The following is a 14,043-nucleotide window of genomic DNA, read 5'->3' on the forward strand; positions in this document are numbered from 1 at the left end:
CTCGCCTCCGAGGGTGACATGCCCGGTCGATCCTCTGCAGCCGATGCTGCGAAGTCCCGCCGCCAGCGCAAGATGCGCCGGCGCGTCACCGGAGCGTTGGTCCTTGCGCTCGGTCTCCTCAGCGCAGGCTTCATCGCCTCCGCGCTGACACCTGCCCCGCAGGTGGCTACAGCGCAGGACGACCAGAGCGCTCTGATCCGCGAGGGTCAGCAGCTCTACGAGACCTCCTGCGTGACCTGCCACGGTGTCAATCTTCAGGGCGTCCAGGACCGCGGTCCCAGCCTCATCGGTGTCGGCGAGGCCGCCGTCTACTTCCAGGTCTCCTCGGGCCGCATGCCGATGATGCGCAACGAGGCCCAGGCCCTCCGCAAGGACCCGAAGTTCGACGCTGCGCAGACCGACGCGCTCGGCGCGTACATCCAGGCCAACGGTGGAGGCCCGACGGTCATCCGCGACGAGAACGGCGAGATCGCCCAGTCGTCACTGCGCGGCAACGACATCGGACGCGGTTCGGAGCTCTTCCGCCAGAACTGCGCGTCCTGCCACAACTTCACCGGGCGCGGCGGCGCGCTCTCGTCCGGCAAGTTCGCACCGAACCTGGATCCGGCCAACGAGCAGCAGATCTACACCGCGATGCTCACCGGCCCCCAGAACATGCCGAAGTTCTCCGATCGTCAGCTGACGGTCGAGGAGAAGAAGGACATCATCGCGTACATCAAGTCCGCCAGTGAGACGAGAGACCCGGGTGGCTACGGGCTCGGCGGCTTCGGCCCCGGTGCCGAAGGGCCGACCATGTGGGTCGTCGGCATGGTCGCCGTCGTCGGCGCTGCACTGTGGATCGGAGCAAGGTCATGAGTGGCGGCGAAACGCCGAACAAGCACACGGTCGAAGATCTCGACCGGATGAGCCGGGACGATCTCGTCACGCTCGGCACGAACCTCGACGGCGTCGACGTCGCGTTCCGCAAGGATCGCTGGCCCGTCGAAGGCACGCGTGCCGAGAAGCGGGCCGAGCGCAACGTCGCTTTCTGGTTCGCCCTCGCGGGCATCGCGGGTGTCGCGTTCATCGCGATCTACCTGTTCTGGCCATGGGAGTACCAGGGCATCGGCGACGAGAACTACGGCTGGTACAGCCTCTACACCCCGATGCTCGGACTGACCCTGGGTCTGTCCATCCTCGGCATCGGCGTGGGCGCGGTGCAGTTCACCAAGAAGTTCATCCCCGAGGAGGTGTCGATCCAGGATCGGCACGACGGCGGCTCGCCCGAGGTCGATCGCAAGACGATCGTCGCCGAGCTCTCCGACTCGCTCGAGACGTCCACCCTGCCGCGCCGTAAGCTGATCAAGCGCACCGCGATCTTCGGTGGTGGCGCGCTCGGCCTCGGTCTGATCATGCCGCTCGGCGGCCTGATCAAGAATCCGTGGGCCGAGGGTGACCAGTCGTCGCTGTGGGTGTCGGGCTGGACTCCGCGCTACCCCGGCGAGACCATCTACCTGCGTCGCGACACCGGCCGCCCCCAGGACATCGTCCTGGTGCGCCCGGAGGACCTCGACGCCGGCGGTATGGAGACGGTGTTCCCGTTCCGCGAGTCCGATCGCGGTGACGACCACGCTCTGCTGCAGAGCCTGCGCGGCATCCGCAACGCCGTCATGCTCATCCGCCTGCGCACCGAGGACACCGAGCGTGTCGTCAAGCGCAAGGGCCAGGAGAGCTTCAACTACGGCGACTACTTCGCGTACTCGAAGATCTGCACGCACCTCGGCTGCCCGACCTCGCTCTACGAGCAGCAGACGCACCGCATCCTGTGCCCGTGCCACCAGTCGCAGTTCGATGCGCTGGAGTACGGCAAGCCGATTTTCGGTCCCGCTGCTCGCGCACTGCCGCAGCTTCCGATTACAGTGAACGAAGAGGGCTTCCTGGTCGCCAACGGTGACTTCATCGAGGCACTCGGCCCGGCATTCTGGGAGCGTCGCCCGTGAGTACTGCAACCCCGTCCCGCGCCGCACAGATCGGCGAGAATCTCGATTCTCGCTACCACCTGTCCGCGGGCATCCGCCGCCAGATCAACAAGGTGTTCCCCACCCACTGGTCCTTCCTCCTGGGTGAGATCGCGCTCTACAGCTTCGTCATCCTGTTGATCTCGGGTATCTTCCTCACCCTGTTCTTCGACCCCTCGATGGCGCACGTCATCTACGAGGGCGTCTACACGCCGCTGCGCGGTGTGGGTATGTCCCGCGCCTACGAGACGACCCTGAACCTCTCCTTCGAGGTCCGCGGTGGTCTGTTCGTGCGACAGATCCACCACTGGGCAGCACTGATGTTCGCAGCGTCGATCGTCGTCCACCTGCTGCGCGTGTTCTTCACCGGTGCGTTCCGGCGTCCGCGTGAGGCCAACTGGGTGATCGGCTCGCTGCTGCTCATCCTGGCGATGTTCGAAGGCTTCTTCGGTTACTCCCTCCCCGACGACCTGCTCTCGGGCACCGGCCTCCGCGCCGCGTTCTCGGGCATCACGCTCTCGATCCCGATCATCGGTTCGTGGATGCACTGGGCGATCTTCGGTGGCGACTTCCCGGGTGAGCTGATCATCCCGCGCTTCTACGTCCTGCACGTGCTGCTCGTCCCGGGCATCATCCTGGCCCTGATCGCCGCGCACCTCGCGCTGGTCTGGTACCAGAAGCACACGCAGTTCCCCGGCCCCGGCCGCACGGAGCAGAACGTCGTCGGCGTTCGTATCCTCCCGGTCTTCGCCGTCAAGTCGGGTGCTTTCTTCGCGATGACCTTCGCGGTGCTCGCCCTGATGTCCGGCCTGCTGCAGATCAACCCGGTCTGGAACATCGGCCCGTACAACCCGTCGCAGGTGTCCGCCGGCTCGCAGCCCGACATCTACATGATGTGGACGGACGGCATGGCCCGTATCTGGCCCGCCTGGGAGCTGTACCTGTTCGGCCGGTACACGATCCCGCAGCCGTTCTGGATCGCGCTGATCATGGGCCTGGTGTTCGTCGTGCTCACGGTCTACCCGTGGATCGAGAAGAAGTTCACGAAGGACGACGCACACCACAACCTGCTGCAGCGTCCGCGCGACGTGCCGGTCCGCACCGGCATCGGGTTCATGGCCCTGGCGTTCTACGCCGTCGCCACGATCATGTGTGTCAACGACATCATCGCGTACAAGTTCGACATCTCGATCAACGCGACGACCTGGATGGGCCGCATCGGTCTCGTCCTGCTCCCGCCGCTCGCCTACTACATCGCGTACCGGTTCTGCCTGGGTCTGCAGCGCAGCGACCGTCAGGTGCTCGAGCACGGCATCGAGACGGGCATCGTCCGTCGCCTGCCGACCGGCGAGTACATCGAGATCCACCAGCCGCTCGGCCCGGTGGACGAGCACGGCCACCCGATCCCGCTGGAGTACCAGGCCGCCCCGGTTCCGAAGCGGATGAACAAGCTCGGCACCGCCGGCAAGCCCGGCTCCGGCAGCTGGTGGAGCCCGGACCCGGCCGACGAGGCCGCCGCTCTCGAGGCCGCCCACCACGAGGCCGAGCTCGAGCTGCGGAACACGCTCCGCGAGTACCAGGAGCGCGTCCACGGCAACGGAGACGGCGCAGCCCAGCTGCCCGACAAGTCGCAGCACTGATCCGCATCAGCGGCTCGTAACGGGGCCCCGGACCATCACGGTCCGGGGCCCCGTTCGTCGTTCGGGGGTTCTCCCATCCCCCACCGGATATCGTCCGGAGCGTACGTCTTGACCTTGACACTGTGACAAGCGCTCGAATGGGTCGTGAAGGAGGTGCCTCCCATGCGCACACATCAGGACCCGTCCACCCGCCTCGTCGAGGCCCTGTCCACCCGCCTCGTCGAGGCCCTGTCCGCCGACGACGCCTCCGTGCGTCTGCGCGCCGCACTCGAGTCGGGTACCGCACCCGATCCCGAAACGGTGACCGCTCTCGTCGACCGGTGCGCGGTGGAGCCGGACTTCTTCGTCCGCGACATGCTGACCTGGGCGCTGTGCCGTCTGCCGGCCGGGGTGACCGTGCCGCGTCTGCTCGCCGAGCTCGGTTCGGATGTCTCACAGGCACGCAGTCAGGCCCTGCACACGTTGTCGAAGATCGGCGATCCCGTCGCATGGCCGAAGGTTTCGGGGATGCTCCACGACGAGCACGACGAGGTGGCACGCAGCGCGTGGCGCGCGGCGGTCGCTCTCGTGCCACCGGGCTCGGAAAGCGGCCTCGCTGCGGCTCTCGGCGCCGAACTGGGCCGCGGCGACCGCGACCTACAACTGAGCCTCGGTCGCGCTCTCGCGGCACTCGACGAGGCCGCGGCGCCGGTCCTGGACACGGCGATGAACAGCCCCGACCCGCGCGTCCGCGCTCACGCGGAGGCCACCGAACGGATCCGCGTCGACCCCGACAGCGCGTTCGTCCTCTCTGTGGAGTCGGCGAAACGCGTCGCCGCACTCGGCGCGGACGGTATCCGGGAGTGAGCCGGTGCTGATCGGTGAGGTCTCGCGGCGCTCCGGTGTCAGCAGCCGCATGCTGCGGCACTACGACCGCCTGGGGCTGGTCACGCCGACTGGCCGTACCTCGGGCGGCTACCGCGAGTACACCGAGGACGACCTCAGGAGGCCCTTCCACGTGGAGAGTCTCCGGAGTCTCGGCCTGTCTCTGAACGAGGTCGGACGTGCGCTGGGGGAACCCGATTTCGCTCCGGCGGATCTGGTGCAGGAGCTGATCCGGCACACGCGCGAACGGATCGCCGCCGAGACCGAACTCCTCGCTCGTCTCGAAGGCGTCGACTCGGCCTCCCCCAGCGGCTGGGACGACGTCCTGCGCCTCGTCGCGCTGTTGCGCGCGTTCGAATCCGATTCCGGCTCCCGCCGCCAGCAGGCGATCCTGTCCCAGGACGAGGACACGACGCTGCCGGTCGCAGCGCTGGTCCGGGCGGCGCTGTCAGAGGAGGATCCGTTCGTCGCCGGCGCGCTGCGCTGGTCGCTCGCCCGAGCAGCGGAGGCATTCGACGCTGCGCTGCCGGCACTCGCGGAGGGCCTTCACTCCGACGAGGTGCCGGTGCGGCGACGGGCGATCGCGACACTCGCGGAACTCCGTGTGCCCGAATCGACGAGGCTCCTGGAGGGGGCCCTCGACGACGCCGATCCCAAAGCACGTTCCACGGCGGCTCTGACGCTCGGGGCGCGAGGGGTGGACGTGGCCGTCCCCGTGCTCGTAGAGATGATCGTGGAGGGCCGGTCGGACGTCGAGGCCGCCGAGGTACTCGGCCTGCTCGCAGATCGGCCGCTGTCGTCCGCCGAGATCGTGCGGTTGCTGCAGCACGCGCTCGGCGGCTCGGACGATGCCGGTGTCCGGCTACGTCTCACGCAGGCACTCGCGGAGATCCCCGGGTCGGCCGCCGACGACGCGCTCGAGGCTCTGACCGACGATCCGAATCGTACGGTTGCAGCGACCGCGAGGGTCGTCCTCACCACGCGTCGGGCTCCCTGAAGAACTGAACCTCGAGAACGACGACGGAAACGACGACGGAAACGACGCAGGCGCCGCACCCGAAGGTGCGGCGCCCGTGTGGTCGAGGGTACCGGCTCAGTGCTTCTCGGGTCCGATGTGGTACTCGAACACCAGGCCGGCTGCTGCCGCGATGATGAGCGCGACCGCGAGGACGATCATCCACGGCTGGTAGAAGGCCAGTGCGATGGCGGCGAACGCTGCTGCGCCGGCGAGCAGGATCGGCCAATAGCTACCCGCACTGAAGAAACCGAGGTCGCCCGCACCGTCGCTGATCTCGGCGTCCTCGTAGTCCTCGGGACGGGTGTCGAGACGACGAGCAACGAAGCGGAAGTACGTTCCGACGATCAGGGTCAGACCGGCGGAGAGGACGATGGCCGTGAGGCCGGCCCATTCGATGCCCTTGTCCGAGAGCCCGGTGAACACGCCGTACACGATGGCGACGAGCACGAAGAACACCGTCACGACCTCGAAGAGCTTGGCTTCGATCTTCATATCAGCACTTGTCCTTGTCGGAGGGGGTGGCCGTCACTCGCCTGCGGCGACGGTCGCCGACCGATCCGTGCGGTCGGTCTTGAACGGAGTCGTCGAGGTCGCGATCGGGCTCTGGCCGATGGCTTCGAGCGCACGAGCGTTCGACAGGCCTTCGCCGCCGTCCTCGACCGGCTTGCGGAGCTCGATGTACCGGGCGAAGTCCTCCGGGCTGACCGCGCGGACCTCGAAGTTCATCATCGCGTGGTAGGTGCCGCACATCTCGGCGCAGCGGCCGACGAACGCGCCCTCACGCTCGATCTCGGAGATCTGGAAGACCGGATCGGAGTTGTTCTCACGCGGGTTCGGGTTCACGTCGCGCTTGAACAGGAACTCCGGCACCCAGAAGGCGTGGATGACGTCGGAGGACGCCAGCTGGAACTCGATGCGCTTCCCGGTGGGAAGAACGAGCACCGGAATCTCTTCGCTGGTGCCGATCGTCTCGATCTTGTCGTAGTGCAGGTAGGACAGGTCCTCGGCGGGCTTGCCGTGGATCGCTCCCGGAGCCTCGTGCTCCTCACCCGATTCACCGTGCGCGGTGGACGGGTCGAACGGCTCCTGTGCGACTGCCGCCTCGGCGACCTCGTCGATACCGTTGTAAGGGGCCGTGCCGTCCTGCAGATCGATCGTCCGGTAGCCGAACTTCCAGTTCCACTGGAACGCCGTCACGTCGACCACGACGTTCGGGTTGTCTTCCTTCTCCAGGACGTAGTTCTGCACCACGACCGTGAAGTAGAAGAGGACACACACGGCGACGAACGGCGCCGCGGTGTAAGCCAGCTCGAGCGGCACGTTGTATGCCGTCTGACGCGGGAACTCCGGATCGTCCTTCCGACGCCGGTAGGCAATGATCACCCAGAAGGTGAGTGCCCACACGAGAATTCCCATGACGAGGGCGGCGACAACCGACCACGTCCACAGTTCACGCATACGCTCGGCCTGAGGAGTGATGCCCTCCGGCCAGCCGAAACGAAGGATTTCTTCGCTCGAGCACCCGGTCAGCACCAAGGCTGCAATGCCGAGTGATGCTGCGAGCCCGAACCGCCGAAGGATCCGACCTTGCGCCACGTTCACGCCTTCCTGATCGCCGCAATTCCACTAGGGCACACCCGGAGGGCCGGCCCAATTACTACGCAGCGTAGACCAAACCCGGGCGCTATCCATCGCCGGGGCACGAAGAAAGTGTCGGACTGGGCGTTTCGACCGGAAGACCCGGCTCGTGACGTCGGTTTTCTCCTGTCGGGCGAGTGATCGTCGGTGGCGTCCGGGCGCGGCTGCCCGATGTCGACCGTCTGCGGCATACTTCGGTAGAACCAACGCCGGACCCCGAGTGGTAGTTCCCGGTGTCATGCGCGGTGCGGTGTCCCGCGCTGGGCACCCACCGGGGTTCTTCGCGACACCCCCGACCGGAATGAGGTAACCCACGCGTGTGCGGATTGCTCGGGTTTCTGACCACTGACGGCACCAGCGACGACGCCGTCGCGAAGGTGGACTCCGCGATGCACTGCCTGCGCCATCGCGGCCCCGACGAGCACGGCACCTGGCACGACGCCGACCTCGTCTTCGGATTCAACCGGTTGTCGATCATCGACATCGCGCACTCGCACCAGCCGCTGCGCTGGGGCCCGCCGGAGCAGCCCGACCGCTACGCGCTGACCTTCAACGGTGAGATCTACAACTATCTCGAACTGCGCAAGGAGCTCACCGAGACGTTCGGTACCTCCTTCGCGACCGAGGGCGACAGCGAGGCGATCGTCGCGGCCTACCACCACTGGGGAGTGCGCGCGGTCCAGCGCCTGCGGGGTATGTTCGCCTTCGCGATCTGGGACACGCACACCCGCGAGCTGTTCGTCGCCCGCGACCCGTTCGGCATCAAGCCGCTGTTCCTCGCGACCGGCACCGGCGGTACCGCCTTCGGCAGCGAGAAGAAGAGTCTGCTGGAGCTCGCCGACGTGATCGGCATCGACACCGAGCTCGATCCTCGTGCGATCGAGCACTACACGGTGCTGCAGTACGTTCCCGAGCCCGAGACGCTGCACCGGCGGATCCGCCGCCTCGAGTCGGGCTGCTACGCGCGTATCACGCCCGGCGCCGAGCCGGAGATCACGCGATACTTCCATCCCACCTTCCCGGTCCGGCCGTTCGCGGCGGGCCGCGAACAGGATCGTTACCGCGAGATCGCCGAGGCCCTCGAGGACTCGGTGGCCAAGCACATGCGCGCCGACGTGACCGTCGGGTCGTTCCTCTCGGGTGGCATCGATTCGACGGCCATCGCCGCGCTGGCGATGCGCCACAACCCGAAGCTCATCACCTTCACCGCGGGTTTCGAGCGGGAGGGTTACTCCGAGGTCGACGTCGCCGCAGAGTCGGCGGCCGCGATCGGTGCCCGGCACGTGGTGCGGGTGGTCTCCCCCAGCGAGTTCGCCGCGGCTATCCCCGAGATCATCTGGTACCTCGACGACCCTGTGGCCGACCCGGCGCTCGTGCCGCTGTGGTTCATCGCCCGGGAGGCCCGCAAGCACGTCAAGGTCGTGCTGTCGGGTGAGGGCGCCGACGAGCTGTTCGGCGGTTACACGATCTACCGCGAGCCGCTGTCGCTGCGTCCGTTCGAGTTCCTGCCGCCGGCGCTGCGCCGGGCTGCCGGGAAGCTTTCGGAGCGCATCCCCGAGGGCACCCGAGGCAAGAGCCTGCTGCACCGTGGCTCGATGACGCTCGAGGAGCGCTACTACGGCAACGCCCGCAGCTTCAACGACGCGCAGCTGCGCTCGGTGCTGCGCGACTTCCGTCCGGAATGGACGCACCAGGACGTCACCGCCCCGATCTACGCGCAGTCTGCCGGCTGGGATCCGGTGGCACGGATGCAGCATCTCGACCTGTTCACGTGGCTGCGCGGCGACATCCTCGTCAAGGCCGACAAGATGACGATGGCCAACTCGCTCGAGCTGCGCGTGCCGTTCCTGGACTCCGAGGTGTTCCGGGTGGCGTCGCAGGTTCCGCTGGACCAGAAGATCACGAAACAGACGACGAAGTATGCGCTGCGGCAGGCGCTGGAGGGCATCGTCCCGCCACACGTGCTGCACCGCGCGAAGCTGGGCTTCCCGGTGCCGCTGCGGCACTGGCTGGCCGGCACGGAGCTGTTCGACTGGGCGCACGAGGTGATCGCCGAGTCGCAGACCGATCACCTGCTCGACAAGGGCGCGGTGGCGAAGATGCTCGACGAGCACCGGACCGGCCCGATCGATCACAGCCGTCGTCTGTGGACGGTGCTGTGCTTCATGGTCTGGCACGGCATCTTCGTGGAGAAGCGCATCGTGCCGCAGATCCAGGAGCCGGCCTACCCGGTCGAGATCTGATCACCCGACCCGTACGCGACGGCCGCGAACATCCCCGGGGATGTTCGCGGCCGTCGCGTTTCCAGGATCGGGTGTTCCGCCGCTCAGGCGCCGAGAATCGCGCCGATCTCGTCGGCGGCGGCGGTGCCGTAGGCGTCGGCGAGACGCTTGAGGGCGTCGGTGCGGTCGAAGTTCCACTCCTGCGTGCCGGTGGTCTCGAGGACGTGCACCGCGACCAGCGAGCCCAGCTGCGCGGCCCGTTCGATGCTCAGACCGGAGCGGTGTCCGAGCAGGAAGCCGGCGCGGAAGGCGTCGCCCACACCGGTGGGGTCGACCTTTGCGCGCTCGGGCACCACACCGACCTGCACCTGGTTGCCGTCGCGGTCGACGATCATCGCGCCGTCACCGCCGAGGGTGGTGATGCGCATGCCGACCTTCGTCTGCACCTCGTCCTCGGTGAGACCGGTCTTCTGCAGCAGCAGTCCCCACTCGTACTCGTTGGTGAACAGGTACTCGGCGCCGTCGATGAGCTGCTCGGCCTGCTGCCCGTCCAGGCGGGCGAGCTGCTGGGACGGGTCGGCGACGAACGGGACGCCGAGCCGGCGGCACTCCTCGGTGTGCCGGATCATCGCGTCGGGATCGTTGGCGCCGACGAGCACGAGGTCGACGCTGTGCTTGCTCACCACGTCGGCGATGGAGATCTCGCGGGCCTCGGACATCGCACCGGGGTAGAACGAGGCGATCTGCGCCATGTCCAGGTCGGTAGTGCACACGAAGCGGGCGGTGTGGGCGGTCTGCGAGATCCGCACCGACGAGCAGTCGACCCCGTGGTCCTCGAGCCAGGTGCGGTACTCGGTGAAGTCGGCGCCGACGGCGCCGACGAGCACCGGCGTTCCGCCCAGGACACCCATCGCGAAGGCGATGTTGCCGCCCACTCCGCCGCGCCGGACGACGAGGTCGTCGACGAGGAAGCTCAGGGAGATGTGCGCGAGCTGGTCGGCGAGCAGCTGCTCGGCGAACCGGCCGGGAAAGCGCATGAGGTGGTCGGTGGCGATGGAGCCGGTCACGGCGATAGTCACGTGGCTGAGCCTTTCCGCGGATGTCGATGGTGTGGCTGCTCACACGGAGAGCCGGAGCGGTCCTACGGTACTACCGCGGAAACGACGGAACCCCGGCGCCGTGAAGCGCCGGGGTTCCGAGGTGCGTTCTCGGTTCAGTTGAACGAGTCGCCGCAGGCGCACGACCCCGTGGCATTCGGGTTGTCGATGGTGAAGCCCTGCTTCTCGATGGTGTCGACGAAGTCGATCGACGCACCCTCGACGTACGGCGCGCTCATCCGGTCGACGGCGAGCGTCACACCGGCGAATTCTTTCGTGAGGTCGCCGTCCAGCGTGCGGTCGTCGAAGAACAGCTGGTACCGCAGACCGGCACAGCCTCCGGGCTGCACGGCGATACGCAGTGCGAGGTCGTCGCGGCCCTCCTGATCGAGCAGTGCCTTCGCCTTCGCAGCGGCGGCCTCGGTCAGGATGACGCCGTGAGTATCGGTCTCTTGCTGCACAGTCATGGGCGCTCCCTGTCGTTCGTGTCGAAACCCGATGGTTCAACGGTACCGCGCCGGAATCTATTCCTCGTGGACGAGTTGCGCCGAGCGTGGTATGGCGTGCGGAATTTCCCGCTTCTCTCCACTATCCCATAGCCTGGTGGTGTGAAGTTGCTACGCCGCGGTGGTTCCGACGACTCCGCCGATCACCAGGTTCCTGCGACCGAGGACTCCCCGGCCGCGACTCCCGACGATTCCGCGTCCGCGAAGGCGACGACCGGTAAGGGGCGTCCGACGCCCAAACGGCGCGACGCCGAGAACCGTCGTCGCGGTCCCGTCGCCCCCGCTCCACTGACTGCGAAGGAAGCCCGCGAGCGCCGCAAGGCCGCGCGCAAGTCGCAGAGCAAGGAGGAGCGCAAGGCGGCCGCCGCGCAGCGTCGCGCCGACGCGTCCGAGCGTCGCAACCGGATGCTCGCGGGCGAGGAGAAGTACCTGCTCCCCCGCGACCGCGGCCCGGTGCGCGCCTACGTGCGCGACATCGTCGACAGCCGGCGCAATCTCGTCGGCCTGTTCATGCCGCTCGCGCTCGTGCTCATCATGTCGATGTTCCTCGGGCCGGTGGTGCAGCAGTACGTCACGCTCGCGATGTTCGTGATGATGTTCCTGATGATCATCGAGGGCATCTATCTCGGGCGAATGGTCAACAAGAAGGTGCGCGAGCGCTTCCCCGATTCGACCGACGGTGGCTTCGGCCTCGGCTGGTACGCCTTCGTGCGCGCCTCCCAGATCAAGAAGCTGCGTGCACCGCTCCCCCGGGTCGGCCCGGGGGACGCCGTCTGACCTCCCGGCGACCTCAGTTGTGAGGCGCCCCGCACACCACCGGCGGTAGCTCCGGATCTCGGCCGCGGCCTGCACGTCCTGCGACATGCGGTGCCGCGGCCGAGTCGTCCGTGCGGGGCGCTCCCAGTGGAGTCGCCAGGGCGCGCGCCGGACCCAGGCCGGCGCGGTAGCGGTCCGCCGGCGGAGCACCTCGAGACCGATGACCAGGGTGGACAGGACCAGGACGGTGACTGTGAGTTCGATCATGTCTCGATCCTCCGACCGAATCCGATCGCCGAGAAGTGGCAGTGATGACGCATAGCATCGGATTTCTGCCAGAGCGGGCGGTTGATAGCGTTCTCGCGTGAAGATCCGTCCGAGAGGTGACCTGTGACCAGCGGTTCCGATTCCCCCGCCGACGTCGAGTTCCCGCGCGTCGACCCACCCGATCTCGAAGCACGCGTCGCCGCCGAGGAACGCCAGCGGGATCTGACGAAACCCGCCCGCTCACTCGGACGGCTCGAGGAACTCGGGTGCTGGGTCGCCGCCTGTCAGGGCGAGGTCCCGCCCCATCCCTTCCGCCGACCGCGGGTCGTGGTCTTCGCAGGTGACCACGGCGTCGCGCGCAACGGGGTCTCGGCCTATCCGCCGGAGGTCACCGCGCAGATGGTGGCGAACCTGTCCGCGGGTGGCGCCGCCGTGAACGTGCTCGCCGCCGCCGCGGGCGCAGGAGTGCGGGTCGTCGACATGGCAGTCGAGAGCGACACCTCCCCCGAGGTGTCCGAGTTCAAGATCCGTCACTCGAGCGGCAGCATCGACCGCGAGGACGCGCTCACGCACGACGAGACGGTCCGCGCGATCGAGGCCGGCCGTGCGCTCGCCGACCGCGAGGTCGACGAAGGCGCCGATCTCCTCGTCGCGGGCGATATGGGGATCGGGAACACCACTCCTGCAACCGTTCTCATCGCCATCCTCACCTCTACCGAACCCGTGGCCGCGGTCGGCCGCGGCACCGGCGTCGACGACGCGGGGTGGATGCGCAAGGTCACCGCGATCCGCGACGCCATGTGGCGGGCGCGGCCCCACGTACGCAATCCCGTCGCCCTGCTGCGCACCGCCGGTGGCGCGGACTTCGCTGCGATGGCGGGATTCCTCGCGCAGGCCGCGGTCCGCCGGACGCCGGTGATCCTCGACGGCGTCGTCGTCACCGCTGCTGCGATGGTCGCCGAGGAACTCGCACCCGGCGCGGCACGCTGGTGGGTGTCCGGTCACCGGTCGGCCGAACCCGCCCATACCATCGCGCTGCGTCATCTCCGGCTCGAACCGATCGTCGACCTCGGTATGCGCCTCGGCGAGGGATCGGGAGCCGTGACGGCGCTGCCGGTGCTGCAAGGTGCGGTCGCGATTCTCGCGCAGATGGCCACCTTCTCCGAAGCGGGCGTGAGCACCCGCGACGAGAGCGCCCCGGCAAACGCCGACTGATGATCCGCGCCTGGCTCGGCGGGGTCGCGCTGGCCCTGTCGTGGTTGACGGTCCTGCCCGCGCGAGGCCCGACGGAGATCGACCGGACGGTCGCCGGACGTGCGATCTCCGTGGCGCCGATCGCCGGTGCCGTACTCGCCGCCGCGGCCACCGCCGTCTGCCTGATCGGTTCCGCCGTCGGGACGCCACCACTGGTGACGGGCCTGGTGTGTGTCGGGGTGCTGGCGGTCGGCACCCGCGGAATGCACGTCGACGGCCTGAGTGACACCGCCGACGGTCTCGGCTGCTACGGCCCGCCCGAGCGGGCGCGCGAGGTGATGCACAGCGGCGGCGCGGGTCCCTTCGGTGTGGCGGCGCTCGTCGTCGTCCTCGGTCTGCAGGCCGCCTCGTTCGGTGCGCTCGTCGACACCGACGCGTGGGGGGCGGTCGGGTTCGCGGTCTTCTCCGGACGTGTGGCCGTGGTCGTCGCGTGCCGGCGCGGTGTCCCGGCAGCGCCCGGCAGCGGCTTCGGCTCGCTCGTGGCGGGGACGCAGGGTGTCGTGCCGATCACGGTGTGGACGGTGGCCGCGGTGGCACTGTCGCTCGTGTGCCTGCCCGGTCCGCTCTGGGCGGGACCGCTCGTCGTCACGGTGGTGCTGGTCGCCTCGGTGCTTTTCGCCCGTCACTGCGTCGCGCGCTTCGGCGGCATGAACGGCGACGTGCTCGGCGCGGTCACCGAGGGCACGGTCTCTGCCGTCGCGGTGGCTGCGGCGGCCTTGTTCTAGATCGCACTGCGTCCGGAAACGACGAAGGGGTGCTGCCGGAAATCCGGCAACACCCCTTC

At 68.1% G+C, this 14,043-nt stretch carries 13 protein-coding genes; 9 read left to right on the forward strand and 4 right to left on the reverse strand.

Annotated features, from left to right (window positions below):
* Nucleotides 1-18 precede the first annotated feature (18 nt).
* The 5 genes from KXC42_RS14560 to KXC42_RS14580 all read left to right on the forward strand — a co-directional run bounded on the left by KXC42_RS14560 (nucleotide 19) and on the right by KXC42_RS14580 (nucleotide 5,498).
* Nucleotides 19-855 carry a c-type cytochrome gene (locus tag KXC42_RS14560; RefSeq protein ID WP_183079267.1) on the forward strand — a complete coding sequence of 279 codons (837 nt, stop codon included), beginning with the start codon at nucleotides 19-21 and terminating at the stop codon, nucleotides 853-855.
* A complete protein-coding gene (locus KXC42_RS14565) occupies nucleotides 852-1,979 on the forward strand; it encodes a ubiquinol-cytochrome c reductase iron-sulfur subunit (RefSeq protein WP_006550010.1) in 1,128 nt (375 codons plus the stop codon). Before KXC42_RS14560 ends, KXC42_RS14565 begins: the two co-directional genes overlap by 4 nt.
* The gene (locus tag KXC42_RS14570) at nucleotides 1,976-3,637 is read left to right on the forward strand and encodes a cytochrome bc complex cytochrome b subunit (protein WP_024101297.1); all 1,662 of its coding nucleotides are present in this window, start codon (nucleotides 1,976-1,978) and stop codon (nucleotides 3,635-3,637) included. The genes KXC42_RS14565 and KXC42_RS14570 overlap by 4 nt, the downstream gene beginning before the upstream one ends.
* A gap of 162 nt (nucleotides 3,638-3,799) precedes the next feature.
* Nucleotides 3,800-4,483, forward strand: coding sequence for a HEAT repeat domain-containing protein (locus KXC42_RS14575; protein WP_052040080.1), 684 nt, complete (start codon nucleotides 3,800-3,802; stop codon nucleotides 4,481-4,483).
* 4 nt (nucleotides 4,484-4,487) lie between these two features.
* The gene (locus KXC42_RS14580) at nucleotides 4,488-5,498 is read left to right on the forward strand and encodes a HEAT repeat domain-containing protein (RefSeq protein ID WP_219129195.1); all 1,011 of its coding nucleotides are present in this window, start codon (nucleotides 4,488-4,490) and stop codon (nucleotides 5,496-5,498) included.
* A 96-nt stretch (nucleotides 5,499-5,594) separates the two neighbouring features.
* Here KXC42_RS14580 and KXC42_RS14585 read toward each other — a convergent pair whose 3' ends face one another.
* Together KXC42_RS14585 and KXC42_RS14590 are read right to left on the reverse strand one after the other, a co-directional pair.
* Nucleotides 5,595-6,011, reverse strand: a complete 417-nt coding sequence (locus KXC42_RS14585) for a cytochrome c oxidase subunit 4 (RefSeq protein ID WP_006554396.1) — start codon at nucleotides 6,009-6,011, stop codon at nucleotides 5,595-5,597.
* Between the two features lie 33 nt (nucleotides 6,012-6,044).
* On the reverse strand, nucleotides 6,045-7,121 hold the full coding sequence (locus tag KXC42_RS14590; protein WP_006554397.1) for a cytochrome c oxidase subunit II: 1,077 nt from the start codon (nucleotides 7,119-7,121) through the stop codon (nucleotides 6,045-6,047).
* 353 nt (nucleotides 7,122-7,474) lie between these two features.
* Between KXC42_RS14590 and asnB the strand changes: the two genes are divergently transcribed.
* A complete protein-coding gene (asnB, locus tag KXC42_RS14595; RefSeq protein WP_006554398.1) occupies nucleotides 7,475-9,400 on the forward strand; it encodes an asparagine synthase (glutamine-hydrolyzing) in 1,926 nt (641 codons plus the stop codon).
* A gap of 83 nt (nucleotides 9,401-9,483) precedes the next feature.
* Here the strand turns inward: asnB and KXC42_RS14600 are convergent, their stop codons facing one another.
* Nucleotides 9,484-10,458, reverse strand: coding sequence for a carbohydrate kinase family protein (locus KXC42_RS14600; protein WP_039585173.1), 975 nt, complete (start codon nucleotides 10,456-10,458; stop codon nucleotides 9,484-9,486).
* Nucleotides 10,459-10,592: 134 nt separating this feature from the next.
* Nucleotides 10,593-10,943, reverse strand: a complete 351-nt coding sequence (locus tag KXC42_RS14605) for an iron-sulfur cluster assembly accessory protein (RefSeq protein ID WP_006554400.1) — start codon at nucleotides 10,941-10,943, stop codon at nucleotides 10,593-10,595.
* A 141-nt stretch (nucleotides 10,944-11,084) separates the two neighbouring features.
* Between KXC42_RS14605 and KXC42_RS14610 the strand changes: the two genes are divergently transcribed.
* The 3 genes from KXC42_RS14610 to KXC42_RS14620 all read left to right on the forward strand — a co-directional run bounded on the left by KXC42_RS14610 (nucleotide 11,085) and on the right by KXC42_RS14620 (nucleotide 13,984).
* On the forward strand, nucleotides 11,085-11,759 hold the full coding sequence (locus KXC42_RS14610; RefSeq protein ID WP_016693856.1) for a DUF3043 domain-containing protein: 675 nt from the start codon (nucleotides 11,085-11,087) through the stop codon (nucleotides 11,757-11,759).
* Nucleotides 11,760-12,128: 369 nt separating this feature from the next.
* On the forward strand, nucleotides 12,129-13,220 hold the full coding sequence (cobT, locus tag KXC42_RS14615; protein ID WP_006554402.1) for a nicotinate-nucleotide--dimethylbenzimidazole phosphoribosyltransferase: 1,092 nt from the start codon (nucleotides 12,129-12,131) through the stop codon (nucleotides 13,218-13,220).
* Nucleotides 13,220-13,984 (forward strand): adenosylcobinamide-GDP ribazoletransferase, encoded by a 765-nt coding sequence (locus KXC42_RS14620; RefSeq protein ID WP_039585172.1) that lies wholly within the window; start codon nucleotides 13,220-13,222, stop codon nucleotides 13,982-13,984. Before cobT ends, KXC42_RS14620 begins: the two co-directional genes overlap by 1 nt.
* Nucleotides 13,985-14,043 lie beyond the last annotated feature (59 nt).

It is taken from the genome of Rhodococcus sp. LW-XY12, from assembly GCF_019317345.1.
GTDB lineage: Bacteria > Actinomycetota > Actinomycetes > Mycobacteriales > Mycobacteriaceae > Rhodococcus > Rhodococcus pyridinivorans.

Excerpts from the sequence above, each read along its gene's own strand:
- KXC42_RS14565 (WP_006550010.1), top strand. The coding sequence starts at position 852 with ATGAGTGGCGGCGAAACGCCGAACAAGCACACGGTCGAAGATCTCGAC.
- KXC42_RS14620 (WP_039585172.1), top strand. The coding sequence starts at position 13,220 with ATGATCCGCGCCTGGCTCGGCGGGGTCGCGCTGGCCCTGTCGTGGTTG.
- KXC42_RS14585 (WP_006554396.1), bottom strand. The coding sequence starts at position 6,011 with ATGAAGATCGAAGCCAAGCTCTTCGAGGTCGTGACGGTGTTCTTCGTG.
- KXC42_RS14605 (WP_006554400.1), bottom strand. The coding sequence starts at position 10,943 with ATGACTGTGCAGCAAGAGACCGATACTCACGGCGTCATCCTGACCGAG.
- KXC42_RS14560 (WP_183079267.1), top strand. The coding sequence starts at position 19 with ATGCCCGGTCGATCCTCTGCAGCCGATGCTGCGAAGTCCCGCCGCCAG.
- KXC42_RS14575 (WP_052040080.1), top strand. The coding sequence starts at position 3,800 with ATGCGCACACATCAGGACCCGTCCACCCGCCTCGTCGAGGCCCTGTCC.